The organism is Alicyclobacillus acidocaldarius subsp. acidocaldarius DSM 446 (genome assembly GCF_000024285.1).
Taxonomy (GTDB): Bacteria; Bacillota; Bacilli; order Alicyclobacillales; family Alicyclobacillaceae; genus Alicyclobacillus; species Alicyclobacillus acidocaldarius.
In genome coordinates, this window is the sequence record NC_013205.1 from 1190964 (window position 1) to 1209417 (window position 18454).

General features: G+C 54.9%; 18 protein-coding genes. 17 read left to right on the plus strand and 1 reads right to left on the minus strand.

The annotated features are described in order from the left end of the window. Window positions 1-416 precede the first annotated feature (416 nt). The 5 genes from AACI_RS05700 to AACI_RS05720 all read left to right on the plus strand — a co-directional run bounded on the left by AACI_RS05700 (window position 417) and on the right by AACI_RS05720 (window position 7758). Window positions 417-1850: a hypothetical protein gene (locus tag AACI_RS05700; protein WP_148213743.1), complete on the plus strand. Its 1434-nt coding sequence runs from the start codon at window positions 417-419 to the stop codon at window positions 1848-1850. A gap of 107 nt (window positions 1851-1957) precedes the next feature. Beyond that, complete coding sequence (locus AACI_RS16315; RefSeq protein WP_012810523.1) at window positions 1958-4927, plus strand: hypothetical protein; 2970 nt, start codon at window positions 1958-1960, stop codon at window positions 4925-4927. A gap of 87 nt (window positions 4928-5014) precedes the next feature. Next, window positions 5015-6283: a ParB/RepB/Spo0J family partition protein gene (locus AACI_RS05710; protein WP_012810524.1), complete on the plus strand. Its 1269-nt coding sequence runs from the start codon at window positions 5015-5017 to the stop codon at window positions 6281-6283. Then, window positions 6283-6873, plus strand: coding sequence for a hypothetical protein (locus AACI_RS05715; RefSeq protein WP_012810525.1), 591 nt, complete (start codon window positions 6283-6285; stop codon window positions 6871-6873). The genes AACI_RS05710 and AACI_RS05715 overlap by 1 nt, the downstream gene beginning before the upstream one ends. A gap of 345 nt (window positions 6874-7218) precedes the next feature. Next, window positions 7219-7758: a hypothetical protein gene (locus AACI_RS05720; RefSeq protein WP_245530723.1), complete on the plus strand. Its 540-nt coding sequence runs from the start codon at window positions 7219-7221 to the stop codon at window positions 7756-7758. Between the two features lie 199 nt (window positions 7759-7957). Here AACI_RS05720 and AACI_RS16755 read toward each other — a convergent pair whose 3' ends face one another. Next, window positions 7958-8224: a hypothetical protein gene (locus AACI_RS16755; protein WP_218917125.1), complete on the minus strand. Its 267-nt coding sequence runs from the start codon at window positions 8222-8224 to the stop codon at window positions 7958-7960. A 120-nt stretch (window positions 8225-8344) separates the two neighbouring features. Here AACI_RS16755 and AACI_RS16910 point away from each other — a divergent pair, with 120 nt between their 5' ends. The 12 genes from AACI_RS16910 (at window position 8345) to AACI_RS05780 (ending at window position 18417) form a co-directional block, all read left to right on the plus strand. Continuing rightward, on the plus strand, window positions 8345-8548 hold the full coding sequence (locus tag AACI_RS16910) for a hypothetical protein (protein ID WP_245530724.1): 204 nt from the start codon (window positions 8345-8347) through the stop codon (window positions 8546-8548). Between the two features lie 254 nt (window positions 8549-8802). Next, window positions 8803-9483, plus strand: coding sequence for a hypothetical protein (locus AACI_RS05735; protein ID WP_012810529.1), 681 nt, complete (start codon window positions 8803-8805; stop codon window positions 9481-9483). Window positions 9484-9599: 116 nt separating this feature from the next. Then, on the plus strand, window positions 9600-10919 hold the full coding sequence (locus AACI_RS05740; RefSeq protein ID WP_049763335.1) for a ParB/RepB/Spo0J family partition protein: 1320 nt from the start codon (window positions 9600-9602) through the stop codon (window positions 10917-10919). Window positions 10920-11085: 166 nt separating this feature from the next. Beyond that, window positions 11086-11667, plus strand: coding sequence for a hypothetical protein (locus AACI_RS05745; RefSeq protein WP_245530725.1), 582 nt, complete (start codon window positions 11086-11088; stop codon window positions 11665-11667). A 78-nt stretch (window positions 11668-11745) separates the two neighbouring features. Then, complete coding sequence (locus AACI_RS05750) at window positions 11746-12243, plus strand: hypothetical protein (protein ID WP_012810533.1); 498 nt, start codon at window positions 11746-11748, stop codon at window positions 12241-12243. A gap of 77 nt (window positions 12244-12320) precedes the next feature. Next, window positions 12321-12425 (plus strand): putative holin-like toxin, encoded by a 105-nt coding sequence (locus tag AACI_RS15900; protein ID WP_012810534.1) that lies wholly within the window; start codon window positions 12321-12323, stop codon window positions 12423-12425. A gap of 273 nt (window positions 12426-12698) precedes the next feature. Beyond that, a complete protein-coding gene (locus tag AACI_RS05755) occupies window positions 12699-13817 on the plus strand; it encodes an RNA-guided endonuclease InsQ/TnpB family protein (protein ID WP_012810535.1) in 1119 nt (372 codons plus the stop codon). A gap of 190 nt (window positions 13818-14007) precedes the next feature. Next, a complete protein-coding gene (locus tag AACI_RS17270; protein ID WP_041708001.1) occupies window positions 14008-14514 on the plus strand; it encodes a DNA cytosine methyltransferase in 507 nt (168 codons plus the stop codon). Window positions 14515-15135: 621 nt separating this feature from the next. Continuing rightward, on the plus strand, window positions 15136-15969 hold the full coding sequence (locus AACI_RS05765; protein ID WP_012810536.1) for a DNA adenine methylase: 834 nt from the start codon (window positions 15136-15138) through the stop codon (window positions 15967-15969). Window positions 15970-16330: 361 nt separating this feature from the next. Further along, window positions 16331-17269, plus strand: a complete 939-nt coding sequence (locus tag AACI_RS05770; protein ID WP_012810537.1) for a phosphodiester glycosidase family protein — start codon at window positions 16331-16333, stop codon at window positions 17267-17269. A gap of 103 nt (window positions 17270-17372) precedes the next feature. Then, window positions 17373-17822 carry a phage repressor protein gene (locus tag AACI_RS05775; RefSeq protein WP_012810538.1) on the plus strand — a complete coding sequence of 150 codons (450 nt, stop codon included), beginning with the start codon at window positions 17373-17375 and terminating at the stop codon, window positions 17820-17822. A gap of 46 nt (window positions 17823-17868) precedes the next feature. Next, window positions 17869-18417 carry a sigma factor-like helix-turn-helix DNA-binding protein gene (locus AACI_RS05780; RefSeq protein WP_012810539.1) on the plus strand — a complete coding sequence of 183 codons (549 nt, stop codon included), beginning with the start codon at window positions 17869-17871 and terminating at the stop codon, window positions 18415-18417. Window positions 18418-18454: the final 37 nt, after the last annotated feature.

Sequence of the window (18454 nt, forward strand, 5' to 3'; positions counted from 1 at the left end):
ATCGAATGACAACGGATTGCTTGAGTTCAGTATAACCCATTGATGCTGATGAGTATACAAGCTTCGTGACCCGTGAAGCTGTCTGGCGGTGTACCCGACAGTGAGTGAATCCGCGATCACAAAAATCCCCGCACCGAGCGGTGCGGGGAAGCGCGGGGAGATGGTTCAGACGAATGGAAGCTGCATGCGCTCGGTTTCAGTATCGACCGTTGGGCAGGCGTGTAAACGTGACTGTGGGCATGAGGTAAGAAGGAACGCGATCGGCTGTTGATCCTGTGATTAGAGAACCAAATACAATCCTTAAAATCAATAATATGGTTGACACAATGTAAGGGTATGGATTATACTGACGGCAAGGATAGATTTGGATGACACGAAACGCGCGTTGCCATACATCGAGCTTAAGGATGAGGAGGTTGATCACGATGAAAATGAATGCTTGGAAGGCGGCTTTGGCCTTGTCTGCGACGGGGGTGCTTGCGGCCGCGCCGCTGGTTTGGGCCAGCACGCAAAGTTCTCAGAAAGCGACGTATACGTACTATCCCAGCATCGTGGAAGTGAACGGGCAGCCGTTGTCGACGCCGTCACATATCGCGGCGCAGGATCCATTTGGAGGCTCGAACGGTCAGGTGACGGCGTTCCTTCCGATCTGGTATATCTACCAGGCGCTCGGTCAAATCGGTGTGAAGGCATCGTGGGACGGCACGAAGGGTGTGCTGAATCTGACGACGCCAAGCGGCATGACGGTGAACGATCCGAGCGCGGTGAAAGCTGTACCCATCACGAGCGGCACGATGGTTATTGAGATCAATGGTAAGCCGGTGACGTATGCGCCGAGGATTGCGTATCTGGACGAAGGTTCCCGTGGCGTGGTCACGACATTCGTGCCCGTCTATTACCTCCAACAGGCACTGAGCTACATGGGCGTTCAAACGAGTTGGAACGGCACGGAGTGGAACATGACGGTATCCAACTCGACAAACGGGTCTGGTCAGTCGTCGAGTGGTGGCGCAGCCAGCGGGCCTGTGTATGAGACGCAGCAGGCGATGGCAAATGCCATGTGGCAGTTGTTTAATTCCCTGCCGATGTTCAATCCTAATCATCCGCTGGTTGGACATGTGGTAGCTCATCCGACGATGGCACAAGTGGGAGCGACGATGCCCAATCCCAATGGCCAGGTGACGGCGGACCAGGTCGCCACATGGCTTGCAAAGTGGGCGGCGTTTGCGGTGCCCACATCTTCGGGTTCGGACGTTGGGAATGTGGAGAAATTCTTAAGCTTTCAATCTTCGGATGATCCATTTACTTGGGCGTCACAGAATGATTTGTTCCAAGGTGCAGGCATCACGGATTCGAACACTGCACTGACAACCGCACAGGCGCAAACGGTATTGGGTAATCTCCAGTGGTGGTTGTACGGATACAAGGAACAAAACGGCGTATACACGTTGCATGCACCGCTTTCGGTGATTGCAATAGATAATGCCACGGGATATACAAATGAAACCTTCCAGCAGGATTTGGCGCAGGCGACGTATTTCTTTGACCGAATCCAGGTTTGGGGCGACGGTAAGACCGTCCATGTGGATCTGCCTAATGCTTCGGGAACCAATGTGATTTATGCGGTGGTTGTTCCGAACCCGGCCAAAGAAACCTATTGGGGTTATGGGTATGTGAACGGATGGAACGTTCCATTGCAGGGGGGAGTAACCTTGACATTCCAAAACGACGGGGCTGGGTTTAATGTCAGTGTGAGTGGGGCGGATCGGGCTAAGCATACGTTCGTTACAGGATATAGTGTCAGCTACGGAGCGGGGCTACCGTCCGTTTCGTCTGATTACATATCCTGACAACACGTATCATGCACCTCATACTTCCGACGACCGCGCATTCCTCTGGAATGCGTTTTTTTATTTTGCCTTACACCCCGCATGGAATAGAAGGGAGGGATGTAACCGTGCAACTTCGAAGCTGGAAGGCGGCACGTGTTGCGTTGGCTGGGACCACTATGCTTGGTGCTATCCTTGTCCATTCGCCGAGCGCTTGGGCGGACAACTTCGGCGCAATTGTATACGTGCCGCAAGACAGCGCCTACGAAATTCGAGGGGGTGATCTTTATAAAATATTTGGAAGTAATCTCTACCCTGGTTGGGGTTACCTCCAAAACTCACCTTACATGAACATAGCGCAAGTAAGCGCGACAGACGGCGCTGGATGGTCAATTAACGACCTAATTCAAGCGGATACCCAGTACGCGAATGTCGGCAACGGCTTGGGGTACCTCGGGATTTATCCCGGTGAAGCGCAATCCGTGGCTAGTGCGTTGGGCGGGAATCCGAATTTTGCGGTGTCGAGAGCAGAACAGTATCTCTATGACTTGCAAGACATCTACAATCACGATACCACTGAGCTCCTCCCCTTCTCCTATCTCGTCAACGAGTCGGGCGCGATCTTTACCAGCGACAACAGTACGTTGATGCCCATCGGTACGTACTACGATCCGACGACCGGGCAAACGTACACCCGGTACAGTTCGACGTTCCACATCGCCACATCGCGCTGGCCAGTGGCGCAAAGTCTGTCCGCATCGGTCCAAGGGAACAGCGTGACCTTGACTTTCCACACGGCCGTATACCTGTACAGCCAGCTTGCGACATATCACTACGATGCGGTGGAAATCACCAATACGACTACTGGTCAAACACAGTGGTTGGCCGGAACGGGTTCCAGTGATATGAGCCAGATGCAGGCGGAATACGGGACACAAGGGTACTTCACCGACACGTTTTCCGCCAGCAATCTGACGCCGGGGAATTATGTTGCCCGTGCCTGGGTCTCGGACGGTGTGGATCGCATTTCGGGGCCGGTCACGACCAGTTTCACGATTTCCGGCAATGGTGGCACTGGAGGCGGTGGCGGATCCGGCCAGTACAGCATCACGCTGACGGCCTCCAATACGAATCCCACCGTCGGGCAGTCGGTCACGCTGAACGCGCAGGCGTACGGCGTGGGTTACAACGGCTTGCCGAATGGGCACAGCTACTGGATCGTGATCAACGATCAGGACAACGCAGGGACTTTGCAAGGGCGGTTTAATCAGTATGAGGGCGGATATGATGCACCGACGGCATCGACGACCGCCGTCTCGAATCAGCCACTGACGGACACGTATGTTGCCGAACTCTTGGACGGTGCAACGTTGCAAGTCCTAGCCACTTCGTCTCCGGTGCAGGTGACGTGGGGCAATAACAATGGGGGCGGAGGCACACCGCCGATTCCTTCGCCTGGTCCAACGCCCATTCCTACACCGATACCCACCCCGACGCCTATTCCGACACCGATTCTGGCACCGACACTCACAGCAAATCCTACGAGTCTGAACGTAGGACAAGTGTCAATCTTAACAGCTACAGCTCCTTATGTGCCTCCCGGCGATTACCTTGTCATTTGGGATGAGAGTACCGGGCAGGAGCTCAATCGTTCTATTACAACGGGTAACAACGTTACAATTGAGGCGTGGGTTAGTGAACCTTCTCCTGAGTCACAGACATACATCGCCCAGATAAGTCCGTCGTGGACCAATGAATACCAATTTCTTGCTCAATCCAATCCGGTTACAGTAACATGGACACAACAGGTTCAAATTGCTCTGTCAGCCAATCCGACTTCGTTGAATGTTGGGCAGGCTACCACACTCACAGCAACTGTCGTGAGCGGATGGCAGCCCAATAACATGTGGTTGAAGATCTTCAACGAAACAACGGGCCAGTGGCTCGGCGGTTCATGGAGCTCCACGTATACGACGCAATATGCGTCACAAAGTGCCGGGACCGATACGTTCATCGCGTATGTGACGGTATATTCGCCGGATCACAGTTCCTACATCAACAATGCCTATCAGTCTAACACCGTGAACGTCACTTGGAATCAACCCACTCCACCTCCGCCGCCCAATTGCGGTCAACCGTATGATTCCAACGTGCAATGGGTGAGCCTTGGCAACGGCGATGAGGAGTTGACGTGGATCCGCAACGATCCGACGCCGCAGTACGATCCGCAGACCAACTCGTGGCAGTGTGTGGATCATACGACTCAGGAATCGAAGGTCTACACGCACACTGTGAACAACGGCCAAATTTCTGGGCTGTCGTATGATCCTGGCACGCCGCAAAACATGTGGTTGCCGGTGCCGTCGAGTGAGTGGGATGCGGTGCAGTGTCCGGGGCTGTTTTGTACCTACTTCCAACAGCATGGTTTTACGGGAACGGAAGTGGGCGGCCCGAACGCGAATCAGATTTCGAGCAACGTTGTGATCAACGGCATCACGTTCCACACTTACGGACCGCCGATTGGCCAGCAGACCCCAACCGTGTGGGTTCGCCCGGATGCAGGCTTTGGCTTCCGGTACGTGTGGCAAGGGTCTCCGCATGCGCTGCCGCAAAGCGGCACGGTAACGTTCACAATGACCAATCCTGATGGTGGGAGCATCACGTGGACGAAGCCGCTCATTATCAATTCGGAGACGTTGCAGACGCAGGGCACCAATCTGCTGGGTCTCGACCAACCACCTCCGGCTGCCACGGAAGTGTTCAGTTGCTGGACGGATGTGCCGAAGGGCGTGTACCTGAACGGCCAGCCTGAACTCGCGGCGTGGAGTTTGAGCCCGGATCCGGCGACGGCGTTCGCGCAAGGCGCGCATATCTCGTTCACGATCACGGTGAACACGGATGCGGGGAGCTTCACCGTGACGGCGCAAAACGTTGCGAGCACGTTCGGGTGGCCTGCGTACTGGTTCACGCGCCTCGGAAACGACAGCTTGGTTCAACGAGCCGAGAGTCAACAACCGCAGCAGGCTTGGCAGAACGTCGTGACGTACGCGGATCCGTCGCTGCACGTCGCGCCGGGGTATGGGGCGTTAGGTCAGTAATTAAATCAGCAAAGCCGCCTCGCCAGTGTGGTGGGGCGGCTCTTCTTTTGTCGTGCAAACACCCCTCCAGTAGGAGGGGATTTTTTTATGAGCACAATCCACATTGACCGTCTCAAGCCACACCCCAAGAACGCCGAGTACTTCGCCGATATTGATGGCGAGAAGTACGAGGAACTCAAGCGGAGCATCGCCACCCACGGTATCCGCGATCCGCTCAAGATTACGCCGGACGGCACAGTGATCGCCGGACATCAGAGACTTCGGATCGCAAGGGAGCTCGGATTCGAGCAAGTGCCCGTTGTGATCTACGACGTGCCACCGGAGGAAGCGGAATATCTGCTGATCGCGGACAACGAAGAACGGCGCAGCCAGGACGATGATCCGATCCGGAAGGCGAAGCGGGCGAAGTTCCTCAAGGAGTATTGGGGAGTACACCGCGGCGTCAATCAGTATTCGAGGGTTAACCAAAATGGTGAATCCCCCAAGACGAGCAAGGACATCGCAGAGGCTGTGGGAACGGATGCTGCGCACTTACCGAGATTGCTGAAGCTTAACGATCTGATTCCAGAACTCCAAACTCTCGTGTCCGCAAGCAAACTCGGCACAACCGCCGCAGAACAGCTTGCCCATCTGACGCCCGATGAGCAACGCGCGTTATTTCAAGCCTTTGGCGAGGCCATTGGCGAGCGCACGGTTGCAGAAGCAAAGGAGATCCGTCGTCAGATCGAAGAGGAACGTCGTTTGCGGGAAGCTGCAGAAAAGCGGGTACGCGAACTGGAAGGCTCGCTTCAGCGACTTACCCGCGAAATTGAAGCGGCAAAAGACGAACCCGCTGCGCTTCGAGCGGCGCTGGAGGACACGCAGCGCGAGTTGGAACAGGCGCGGCGGGAACTGGCTGAGCGGCCGCGCATCGAGGTTGTGTCAGAGGAGATCAAGCGGGCGCTCGACGATCTGCGTAAGCAGAATGACGAACTGAAAGCGTCACTCGCGGAGCAGGAGCGTCTTGCAGACAAGCTTCGCAAAGAGAAGGCCGCCGCGTTGGAAGCCAAACGTCAGGCGGAGGACGAGGCGATCAAGGAACGCCTTGCGCGCCAGCGATTGGAGAAGACCTTCGAGTCGGCGGGGAATTCCGAAGCGAGCTATGCCGCGCTGCGTAATCTCGAATCCAAGCTGTACGAGGTGCGTCAAGACGTCGCGGGCATGCTTGCGGTTTGGGAACCGGAATCCGTCTCAGACGAAGTTCGGGATCACTTTGTGTCCGTGCTCTATGTGACTGCTGAGGCGTTGACGAACCTTGCGAAGAAGTGCGAAGGCGTCAAGTCGAACAATGTCCTGATGTTCCGGAGGGACCGCTGATGGGCGCTTACGATTTCTACGAGCAGGAACGTCGTCTCGAAGCGCGAGCTGCGGGACGATTTGCCATGCGTACGTTGTCGGAACTCACAGGCCGTGTCGTGCCCCAAGGGATTCTTAATCAGTTAGCCAAGATGGTCTGGCGCGAGACCAACGCGTTCCTCGAAGACGGCGCAGTTGAGCCGTCCCTTCGGTTTGTTGAGAGCGACATTGTTCCGGCGGTCTTGCGGAGAATCGAGATGCTGGGATCGAAGTCCAAGACGGCTCAGTTTGCGAACGAACACCCGGACGAGACCAAGGTGGCTGTGATGGCGTTGGCAGAACGAGCCATGTCGCTGCAGAAAATCTCCAGGGGGTGTTTTTTCGACATTGGATTTGCCGTCGCGACGATTCGATACGAGTTGGACCGGGAGCTCTATGGTTTGGTGGTGCCTGCCGTCAAAGCGGTGATGGCGAAAGTTTCGAATGTCGACGAAGAGACCGTCCTGGTAGTGTTACGCGAAGAGATCAGCCGCGTCCTTCGAGAACGAATCGAGGCGCGGATGTGGACATTGGCGAATCTGGACGATGGGCAACATCGCGTAGCGCAATGAGGAAGCCGCCCTGCCGAAGTGGTGGGGCGGCTTTTTTTGCCCTGCAAACGCCTCTTTGTTGAGGAGGCGATGCAAAATGACCGAACCCCGCAATTTATGCTCGAAAGGTGCTACGGAGCACGAGCATGGCACACAAAGAGATCCAATCTTAGGAGGCGAGACAAAGGAACGAATGGTTATCTGCGGCAGCTTAGGGGCCGGGAGAAAGGTTTCGTACGATGAAATTTTGCGGATGGCAGTTCAAAATGGCATGAAAGTATTATAGCCAATGAAGGGGATGAGTGATAGGCACCGCCCTGCCGTGTGGTGGGGCGGCTCGTTTTTTGTCATGCAAACCACGTGTGTGTGGAAGTGATTTTTGAGGGAGTGATCCGTATGGTGAACTCACGCGGAACATTTACGGTGGCATTTGGGGATGCCCAATCTGGCAAGAGTCACTGGGCGCAAACACACCTGGACGAGATCGGCGAACAGTGGTTTGGAACCAACAATATTGTGTATTGGGATATGTACGCGAAAGACGCTGCGGAGTTGGCCTCAATTTTGGAGTCAGATTCGTGTGCAGCCATCGTGGTTGACCATGTTCATGATACCGAAACTCGGGACGCGCTTGTGAGTGGAATCCAAACAGCGAAAGACAACGGAAAACACATACTCCTCCTTGCGCAGGCGGATCCGTGCGAAATGTTAACGTGGATGCCGTTGGCCGAGTGGTGGATGTTCTTTCGTATCAAGGATGCGCCGAGGCTCTTTTCAGATCCAACAATTCGAGCGATCTGTCCTTTGCATGAGTACACGACAAACAAACTTCCGCATTTAGGAACAGGAGAATTCGAACGTGTTGGAAACGAGAAGGCATTACAACAAAGACACCGTCTCTTATGAGCCGGGTGATGCGTGAATGCCCAAGTTTCTCGTGATAGTCAAGAACAAATCCCAAATCCACGAATTGGGTAAATTCGGAGTCCTTGTCTACGTGTCTCCTTACACGAACCTGGTCGCGTTGGAGTGCTCAGAAGAGAAAATTTCTGAGTTGCTGGCATGTCAGCTCGTCGAATCGTTTGAAGAAGCCTGTACTGGAAGTTTATAAGACTCCAGCCGTTCTGCTGTTGGCTGCTTTAACCTGGAACCGGAAACGCCTGATCATGTCAGGCGACTTCTTGCGGCGCTCGGCTGAAGAATGATCGCAGCCGCTCTGCAAACGATGCAGGGCGGTTTTTTGTCGTGCATTCCCCGTCTTATTGGGAGGGATGCACATGTCAAGATCGAAGGTGGCCGCGTTGCTCACCGCCACGGCGTTCCTTTTAACGGGATGTTCCACTGCCACGTTGTCTGGAACGGCAAACGACACAACATCTGCGAAACCCAAACTCACGCCACAAGTAACCGCAGCGTATAAGGCGGTGCTGTTGTACCCGATCCCTCACAATCACGAGACCATCGAAAATTTTCTCCAAACCTTGGAAATGACGTGGGTGACACCGTGTACCTTCGCCCTTACACGTTCGGTGATACCGTAATTGTCCAGAACCGTTTCGACCACGACTTCGACATCGACTTCGCCTATCAGAACGGCAAGGTTGAGCCTGCGGATCAGGTGAGCCAAGCGTTGCTCCAGGGCGACGTTGGCCAGGCGTTTACCGATGCGATGAACGCGTACGAGTCGGCGCAATAAGCAGGCAACAATAATGACGGTGGCTATCCTATTTTCTTGCCGATGTGGAGCGGCGGCGGATATAGAGGTACATCTTCGTACAGCGGCGTGTATCGGTATGGCGGGTCAGGGCGCGTGTCAACCTCAAACGACGAAAGCACGTCGAGGCGGTAAAACGCGTCATAAAAGACGTTAACAAGATAGTTTTTACAAGGAAAAAAGCTGATCTCCATCGAAATTCCATTTTGCAATATTGCAAGGTGGAGGGATGGGGATTGGCTGGTTCTGTATGGCAAACTGTATTATCAGGAATCTTGACCTCAGGATTCTCCATATCAATCTCAGCGCTAATGGATAGGAGGCGCGAGAAGAAGATGCGTCGGTCCGACATGCTACAGATTCAATACGAGCGGTTTTATCTACCTGCTTATCGGTTGATTGAACGGTTTGTTCATCCTGAAAGCACTTTGAGCTACATCATATGGAACAAAGAGTTTGAAAAAGAATGGGAACAAGCTTTTGACTCAATGAAGGCGTTGGTTGAAGACGCTAAGGATTATGTCTCGAAGTTGACCTATGAGCTGTTTGCTCAACCATACGAGGATTTGGACATCAAGAAACGAAATTTTGTTAAATTCTGCAACAACGTTGTTATTCGTTATCTCGAGTCCAAGAAGGTATACGAGGACGAAGACATCAAACGACAATATGGTGGTCGTGTATTTTGGCTAATTGCGGAACTTCGTAAAAGGAGACCACCAGACGTAACTAGGCGTGAATGGTCAATGCGGAGATTTTGGATGATTTCCGATGTGTTGGAGCCTTGGATTCGTTGGTGGCCTATTGCAATGCTATTTCTTGAGGCAATCATATGTGGTTATGTGGTATGGCGAGTGCACCAGATAGAGATAATGCAACATCATTCGTTTCATCAAGGAATTTCGTCAGGGTCTTGAACCTCTTTCGCTTGTTGCTTCGCATCAAGGTAGAGAAGGTTCGATTCGAATCAAAAATAATCGATTGTCTCGCTTTTCACGCTAATGTATTGAAGGAGGAGATTTGTGTGAGCGAGATGAGCATTCACCGTCTGAAACCCCATCCGAAGAACGAAGAATACTATGCGGATCTGACGGGTGAGAAGTACGAAGAACTGAAGCGCAGCATTGAAGTCCATGGCATTCGCGACCCGTTGAAAATTCTTCCGGACGGTACCATCTTGGCGGGGCACCAACGCTATCGAATTGCGCGGGAATTGGGAATCGAGCAGGTGCCGGTGGCGATTTACGACGTGTCGCCTGAAGAGGCGGAGTACCTTTTGATTGCTGATAACGAAGAGCGGCGCGGCGAGGACAATGACCCGATGCGCAAAGCGCGAAGGGCGAAGTTTTTGGCGGAGTACTGGGGCGTGCAGAGAGGAGGAGATCGTCGATCAAAAGACCAAATTGGTCTTTTGAAAACACTAGACGATATCGCTGATTCAATAGGAGAAAGTAAAACGAACACGAAACGCCTCATCAAGCTAAACAATCTCATTCCAGAACTTCAAGCTTTGGTCTCCTCAGGAAAGCTCGGCACAAGCGCCGCCGAGCAGTTGGCGTACCTAAGCCCGGAAATCCAGCGTACCTTGTATGAAGCGTTGGGAGAGGAGATCGCGAACCGCACGTTCGCAGAGACCAAGGAATTGCGGCGGAGACTCGAAGAGGCGGAACGTCGCGACCAGGAAACGGCGCGGTTGCAGGCGGAACTCGCGGAGTTACGCGAGCAAGGGCGAGAGGAAGATCGCCAGAAGATCGAGCAGTTGGAACGTCGAATCCGGGATCTCCAGGCTCAAAGTTGGCGCGTGGTCACGCTGGAGCAGGAGTTGTCCGCGTTGCGGGAGCGTGGGCGGAAAGAGGACCGCGAGCGAATTGCCGAGCTGGAGCGAGAGATCGAAGAACTGAAGAATCGGCCTGTGGAGCGCGTCGAGGTGGTGCCGGATTCGGTTCAAGAGGAAATCGAGGCCTGGAAACGTCGTGCGGCCGAGCTCGAAAGCAAACTGAAGTCCACGGAAGAACTCGCCAATCAACATGCGGAGCGTGTCGCGAAACTGTTCGACGAGGTTGTGAGACTCAAAAGTGGCGGTGCGGTTGTGGAGATGCCCAAGAGACGGGACGAGGAGTTCAACGTCTCAGAGTGGGCCAAGCAGTATTTCCGATTCATGGGTGATACGTCGTTCCTTTTAAAGGCGAATCCCGAGCGCATGGATGCGCTTGTGGAGCATTTGTTGCAGAAGCGGAACACCGAGATCTTGCTGCTGGATCTGCAAATGCTGGAGCGCGTTGCGGTGTTTGCGGAGTACATGCACAAGCGGTTATCTGAACGGCTGCACAAGCCGCAATTGATCAAGGGGTGACATGAGAGCGTCGAATTTTGTCTGTCATTTCCTCTGTCGAATGGGGAGGCTGATGCAATATGCGTTTTCGCGAGGAGCAGTTAAAGGCGTTTAAGGCATTTCTCGTTGAGCATCCAGAATGCACACGTGAGGATGTGTGCTGGCTTGTGGCGCCTTGGTTTGTCGAATGGTTCCGCCGAAAGAACGAACACCGTTCGTAAACATTGAACGCAGCGCGGCAGGGGTGAGCCGTTATGGTTTATCTCTGCCGCGCCTTTTTGCCTTCCAATCCCCCTTTAAGCAGAAAGGGGGACTTCAAATGGATATTCGTCATCCGAAAGAACAGATCCAAAATTTCAAGTCGTTTCTTGTCGATAAACCGGTGTTTAGGCGGAGAGAGGTGTGGCCGACGTTTCTTCAGGCCCACTTCCAGCAGTGGTACACACCGGAGCGTGGATTGAAAGCGGCGGAAGATGTGTATTGGCACAGCTTTCTGCGTCGAGTGAGCTTCGATTCGGGTTCGAGAAAACGAATCATCTATCCGGTTCGGCTGCCGGGAGGCGAGTGGATCCACGTGGCAGTTCCCCTGGTGGATCGCGAGGATCCTATCCTGAGCTCGATTGTCTTTCGGCGAGTGCAGTCGGAAGACATCGAAAAGGCGATTCCCGAGCTTCAGGCCTACTATCAGTACTTCCTGGAATACGGTGAACCCATCGCGAAAGTTGAAGATGGAAAGGTCATTAGGAAGACTGACGAGGTTGAGGTTTGACACGTTACGCCTGTGCGTCGATGGCAGTGATGCACAGGCGTCCTTCGACTTCGATTGTAGCACAGGAGGAAGAAGGATATGGGCAAAGAGACGATCATCCAAGAGTTCCATTCGAGGTTCCGCGATTTCATCTTAGAACACATCGATAAAACCGACGATGAGATTGGTAAACTTGGAGAACCGCTTGCCGAGGCGTACGTCCGCAAGATGCTCGACGCTGACGAACTCATGCAGTTTGCGCAATGGGAGTACCTGCAGGGAGCGCTCGAATATCTACGCGCTGAAACCGAATATGTGCTTTGGTACTTTGAGCATCGTGACCGAATTCCCAGTGACATTCAGCCGTTGTATGAAGATGCAATTCAACGTGCTGATGAGCAGAAGCTGACCATCGCCCAGTTGGAAGAGACGTTGGAGCGGATCGAGCAGCACATTGAGAATGTAGAGGAGAACAAGAAGCGAATCATGCACAAACATATCGAGGCATTGTGCGCGCAATTGTTTGACGCCAACGGTTTCGATTTTGTGCTCCGAAAAGGAATGAGGAAACACCGCGGGAGGAACACTCTGGTTTAACTATTTGTAAAATGGTAAAGTGAAGTTGACACCAACCTTTGGGGGCACCCCCTGCCCGAGAGGGAGGGGGTGGGGCCATGAGCGTAGCCGAAGCGTTGTCGCTGATGATCCAATTCGGGTCATTTGTCGTCACGCTGTTGACGCTCGTCGTGGCACTGGTCACCTTGCTCAAACGCAAGTAGCCGCCCCCAACGGTTAGCGCCCTTGGGGCGGCTACTTGCCCGCAAGACGAACACGGGCAGGGGCAACGCCCGAGGCGTTGGTGCCCGGGAGTCGGTGTTGGCCGCACCGACACATGAGCTTATCAAAACTTAAGCATAAAAGCTGATGAGAAGTCAACGTCTTTAGGCACTGGGAAGAGCGCCGCGTCCTTCTTTCTGGTTGGCTCTCCGGTTGAACGGAGGGCCTTTGTTTTGTCTGCCATTCCCCCTCCAAGTGAGGGGGAGGTGAATGGCATGGAGCTCACCCGTACCGTCCGCGTTCGATTGGATCCAACGCCGGAACAAGCTTCTGCGCTTGCTCTCACCATCGAGGCGAATCGTCAGGCGCTCGATTATGTGAGTCGTATCGCCTTCGAGCGTCGGATCCGCAATGCGTTTGACTTGCAGCGTATCGTATACCGAACCATTCGCACCCGATTCGGTCTGCGTGCGCAGATGGCCTGCACCGTGTGTCGCACCGTCGCCGCGGTGTACAAGAGCATGAAATCGAACGGCAACGCGAACGCGCTGGCAAAGTTCAAGCATGCCAAGCCCGTGTTCCAGTGGAACAAGGATTATGTGCTGCGAAGCGGCTTGGCGTACATCACGACGCTTGATGGTCGCCTGCGAATCCCGTTTCGTGTGGAGCCTCCATACCAACGGTATTTGCAGGACGGCTGGACCTTCGGTGCAGCCGAACTCGTTCAAAAGCGACACGGATGGTTTTTGCATGTGTCCGTGTCGAAGACGGTTCCGGATCCCGTTGGCGATTTCGACGCCGTGATCGGCGTTGACCAAGGAATGCGCTTCCTTGTCACAGCCTCTTGTGGCAATGAGGTGATGTTCATCCGCGGCGGCAAGGTCAAACAGACCCGCCTCCGCTACGTCCGTCTGCGCGCGTCCCTTCAGCGCAAAGGCACTCGCTCGGCCAAGCGCCGCCTGAAGGCGATCGGTCGAAGAGAATCCCGTTTCATGACGGACGTCAACCACCAAATCGCCAAGGCTGTGGTCCGCTTCGCAAAGGCCCAAGGTCAACGTCCGCTCATTGTGCTTGAGGATCTCACAGGCAGTAACCTGTCCGTCCGATTCCGGATGAAAGATCAATACTGGCGCATGAGTTGGGCGTTCCGGCAGTTGGCAGACTTCATTCGCTACAAGGCGGAAGAAGTCGGGATTGCCGTTATGGTCATTGATCCGACGGGCACAAGCGAGACCTGCCCGAAGTGCGGACACTGCGAAGCTGCGAATCGAAGCCGCAAGCGTCACGAATTCCGTTGCAAGAAGTGCGGCTATCGATGCAACGACGATTTGGCCGCAAGCCGCGTGATCGCCCAAAAGGGCCTGGAATGCTTGCGGCAGAGCCAGAGCGCATGACGTTTGGCTCGGGGGCGACGTCAACCGTCCCTGGTGTTCTCCCGACTGTGCTCGGGATCGAGCGAACTCCTAACTTGAGCTATGGAGCAGTTGGCAAGGCGAATATACCTGGAAGGCTTGGTCACGCCGAGAAGGCCCAGAGGTTTGCCCTGCAACCCACGCATCGTCATGGGGGCGATGCGTGGTGAACATGGTGAGTCTCTGCAGTGGTGTCGGTTGCATCGATTTGGCGGCCGCATGGTACGGAATTCGGACTGTGATGTTTTGCGAGATCGACCCTTATTGCCAACAGGTGCTTCAGAAGCGTTTTCCCGGCGTACCGATCATCGCGGACATTCGGGATGTGACGGCGGAGAAGGTGCGTGAGGTGACGGGGCTTGATCGGATCGACATCGTTTGCGGAGGGTGGCCATGTCAGCCGCACAGCGTGGCCGGGAAACGATTGGGCGCTCAGGACGAACGGGATCTTTGGCCCGAGTTCCGGCGAGTGCTTCGCGATCTTAGACCCCGATGGTTCGTGGGCGAGAATGTGCCAGGGATCCTGTCAACTGATGCTGGACGGTTCTTTGGAAGCGTTCTCCGGGACCTGGCCGAAATCGGGTTTGATGTACGATGGGGCGTGCATGGAGCATGTGACGTGGGTGCGCCGCATCGACGGGAGAGAGTATTCTTGCTGGCCTACCATCACGAGGTTTGATGCTTCCTGCACGGACGTGTCTTCTCAGGATGCTCAGCGATGGCCCACACCACAGGCGCGTGATTATCGCACGGGTGACGTTTGCGACTCAGCAAGAGCGAAGCGCAAACGCAAGGATGGATGGTCGCCAAACCTTAATGACGTCGTTCTTTGGGGCACGCCGAAATCTAGCGAGTATAAAGGCTCCTCCGCACATGGAACTCAAGCGTGGGCTCGAGATGTCGAGAAACACAACCTAAAAGCTCAAGTGATGGAACCCAATAATCCGGGACAGTTGAATCCGGACTGGGTCGAGTGCTTGATGGGATTACCTATCGGATGGACCGACATCGATGTGGAAAACGACCGGTTGCGAAGTGTACCATGGCCGGCTGGATTTGGGCAGGAGCAGTTTGAGTGGGAACCGCCGCGGACGGCGACGAAACGTCGTCACCGTGTTGCTCGACTCAAAGCTCTCGGAAATGGCGTAGTGCCCGCGCAGATTGCTCCGGTCTTTGCTGAGTTGGTTCGGTTAGAGCACGAAAGTCACCGAGGTCAGTAGTTCGATGCCCTGCATCGCCCCCCACAGTGGGGGTGATGCTTTTGTCATTCATAGAAGGTCTTCCGCCATTCACGGCGCTAATGATCGATCACGTGAGCACGGCGCGCCAGAAACCAAGGAGAAAGCGAATCGCGTTTGGCTGGTACGGCGGCAAGTACAGTCACTTGTCGTGGCTCCTGCCGCTGTTGCCGCGAGCGCATCATTATTGCGAGCCGTTCGGAGGCTCGGCAGCGGTCTTACTGAATCGGGATCCTTCACCTGTGGAGACGTATAACGATCTGGACGGGGAAGTCGTCAATTTCTTTCGCGTGCTTCGCGAGCAGCGCGACGCCTTGATTGAGGCGATCGCGCTCACGCCGTTCAGTCGAGAAGAGTTTGTCCGGGCCATCGTTGAGCCAACAGGTGGTCTAACTGAACTCGAGCGCGCAAGGCGGTTCTACGTCCGAGCAAGACAGGCTCGCATGGCACTGGCGCAGACCGCTACACCGGGGCGTTGGGCGGCATGCCGCAACACGAGCCAGCGCGGGATGGCAGGCAATGTGTCCCGTTGGCTTGGAAGTGCGGCCAATTTGGCCGAGATCGCAGCGCGTCTGGTCCGCGTGCAGATCGAACATCGCCCTGCGATGGACGTGATTCGTGCCTACGACAGTCCTGATACGTTGTTTTACTGCGACCCGCCATACATCCATGCGACCCGAACAGATCCGAGAGCCTATCGTTACGAGATGAGCGACGAGGAGCACATGGAACTTGCGCGGGTTTTGCACAATGTTCGGGGCAAGGTTGCGATTTCCGGTTATCATTGCGATCTGATGGACGAGCTGTATCGAGATTGGCGGTGTATCGACGCGCCGCCAAAACAGTGCCATGCGTCGAAGAGGTGGCGTCAGGAAGCTCTGTGGGTCAACTATTGAGCGCCAAAACGCGAACCGCCCATCAAAACCTCTGACAGGCGGTTCGCGTGTACCGAGAATCCCAGTGTTCGGCCTTCGTTGAGGTGGACGATGGCCAAGGATTGATCCCTGTAAGACGCCGCCACAAGTATAATGCCTCTTGCCTCCTCTCGTTTTCTCGTGTTGCGCGAGTTTGAGAACCCCCAGTAAACTAGGAGTTGCATGCCAAAGTTGGGGGAGATGGTTCGTGTTCGTTGCGCCACTGGTCGATCTCGTTTCACATCATCCCGTACATTCCACACATTCCGCAGTCCATCGCGTCTCCTCCGCGCCCAACTCCCAAGCCATTCAGGTGCGTTCTCTTGTCGTGGACGGAGAGCCCGTGAATGAGGTCATCATCAATGTTCGCGATCCGCACATTGAGGTTCAACCCGCTATCGCGAATCACGAGCTTGGCACCACGGCTACGTTGGCTCAGATTGCCCAGCAGAATCACGCGATCGCCGCGATCAACGGCACGTTCTTCGACGCGGGTGGCGACAACTTCCCGGCCGGGGCTTTGGAAATCAACGGCCAATTCGTGTACAACGAGAAGGGCACGCTTCTCGGCATTGGCGCTCAGGGCCAGCTTACGATGCTACGTGCGACTGAGGAGCTGTCGCTGAACGTCTACGATCCTACGAATCCGATCAGCAACATGTGGCCCTGGTTTCTCAACACCTTGAGCACCAACCCTATGCGGGTCAGCGTGTTGACGCCGTTCTACGGGCCGCGCACTCGCGATTCGTCGTCTGTCGTGGCGGAAGTGGAGAATAACAAGATCGTTGCGATCCACGACGGCATCACACCAATTCCAAGCAATGGCTACGACATCGAGATTGGCGCGGGAGAGGCGAAAACCCCCATCATGCAGCGGGTCCATGTGGGGGATCGGGCAGTGTGGGGAGATACTGTAGTTTCACTGGACACAGGAAAGACTGTACCGTTCAGTGCTTATCCAAACGCCATTGGAGCCGGTCCCATGTTGCTTAACAATGGCCGCATCGACATCGAGCCAGCAAAAGAAGGACTGGATAACTACGAAGTCGTGGACGCGGTGACACTGCGCTCGGTGGTCGGCTTCAATTCGTCCGGGCAGTTGGTGTTTTTGACGATTCACGACGCGAATGTATACCAGGAAGCTCAGATCGCCAAAGCGCTCGGTTTGACATACGCGATGAACCTTGACGGGGGGAGTTCAACAGGACTGTGGTATGAGGGGCGCTACTTGACGGTTCCGCAGCGAGCCTTGGCGACTGCGATCGTGGTGGAAGAGAGGTAACACATGCACTCCAATTAACAGCCTTGCGTCGAAAGGTGGCGCAAGGGCTGTTTTTATGCCGTTTTGCCCTGCAGACATCGCTCTTCGGAGGGGGCGATCTCTCATGCAACAAACCTGGGCGGTCTTCGCGAATGGCGCGCAGGTGCGTGTGTTTTGGGTTGATGGCGAACCATGGTTTGACGCCGTCGGGGTGTGTGAGGCGATGGGGCTGCGTAACATTGAGAAGGCGATACGAAGGTTGGACGACGACGAGAAGGGTTTGGTGACGGTCGACAACGCAGGCGGGCGCGAGGAGATCCTGGTTGTTCGCGAGTCGGGGATGTTGCGTTTGGCGCTTGCAGGCCGAGAACCCCACGCGCGTGCATTTCAACGTTGGGTGGTGCGCGAGGTGTTACCTCTTGCGATCCGAGGTCAGCGTCCCAACGCTTTGGAGGAACAACTGCGACTTGAGAAGGTCTCGTTGCTCGTCGAGATCCTCGCAGCATATCAAGACCGATTGTCGGACGGAGGGATCGAACATCTTGCCAAAACAATCGCAAATCTCCTAACTTAATTGTAAGAACTTAACCATTCTCCACGCGTTTTTGGAGGTGGCCCTTGTGGCACGTTCGGATTTGGAGGATCTGATTCAGGAATATGAACTGACATTGCAACGCATCAAGGAGGCCAAGCGGGAAACCCAAAAACGTCTTCAAGAACACCCCGAGCTCGAGCGCGATGTGTGGCTGTATGAAAGTATGGCGCGCTCCTTGGACTACACCTTGTGCCTAATGGAGGGTACGACGCGTGTTGAGCATCGCGAAGTGCTCGTGGGCGATCCAGCGGTGTTGGATCGGCTCGCAGCGAAATGCGTTGGAGGAACACAGCCTGGAAGATGGGATAGGGACGACGAGGGAGACGCGGCAGAGGGTGCGGTGGAATGGTGGCGGCAGAGGCTTCCCGTCGCATGGCGCTCTGTGTTAAGCCTTCGCGAAGCCGCTTGTCTGTTTGCCTACGAACGCGGTATGAGCTATGCGGGGATAGCACAGGCATTGGGTGTCACTCGTGGATCTGTACAGTCATACGTGAGGCGAGCGAGGGAGAAACTCGAGCGTGCGAATGCCGTTCAACTCGGCCTATTTGACGATACACCGGATCTAGGCGCGTAAGATGCCATACACCTCTCCACATGAAGGAGGGGTGTTT

Excerpts from the sequence above, each read along its gene's own strand:
- AACI_RS05710 (WP_012810524.1), top strand. The coding sequence starts at position 5,015 with ATGAGCACAATCCACATTGACCGTCTCAAGCCACACCCCAAGAACGCC.
- AACI_RS05715 (WP_012810525.1), top strand. The coding sequence starts at position 6,283 with ATGGGCGCTTACGATTTCTACGAGCAGGAACGTCGTCTCGAAGCGCGA.
- AACI_RS05740 (WP_049763335.1), top strand. The coding sequence starts at position 9,600 with ATGAGCATTCACCGTCTGAAACCCCATCCGAAGAACGAAGAATACTAT.
- AACI_RS05745 (WP_245530725.1), top strand. The coding sequence starts at position 11,086 with ATGGTTCCGCCGAAAGAACGAACACCGTTCGTAAACATTGAACGCAGC.
- AACI_RS05750 (WP_012810533.1), top strand. The coding sequence starts at position 11,746 with ATGGGCAAAGAGACGATCATCCAAGAGTTCCATTCGAGGTTCCGCGAT.
- AACI_RS15900 (WP_012810534.1), top strand. The coding sequence starts at position 12,321 with ATGAGCGTAGCCGAAGCGTTGTCGCTGATGATCCAATTCGGGTCATTT.
- AACI_RS05755 (WP_012810535.1), top strand. The coding sequence starts at position 12,699 with ATGGAGCTCACCCGTACCGTCCGCGTTCGATTGGATCCAACGCCGGAA.
- AACI_RS17270 (WP_041708001.1), top strand. The coding sequence starts at position 14,008 with ATGGTGAGTCTCTGCAGTGGTGTCGGTTGCATCGATTTGGCGGCCGCA.
- AACI_RS05765 (WP_012810536.1), top strand. The coding sequence starts at position 15,136 with ATGATCGATCACGTGAGCACGGCGCGCCAGAAACCAAGGAGAAAGCGA.
- AACI_RS05775 (WP_012810538.1), top strand. The coding sequence starts at position 17,373 with ATGCAACAAACCTGGGCGGTCTTCGCGAATGGCGCGCAGGTGCGTGTG.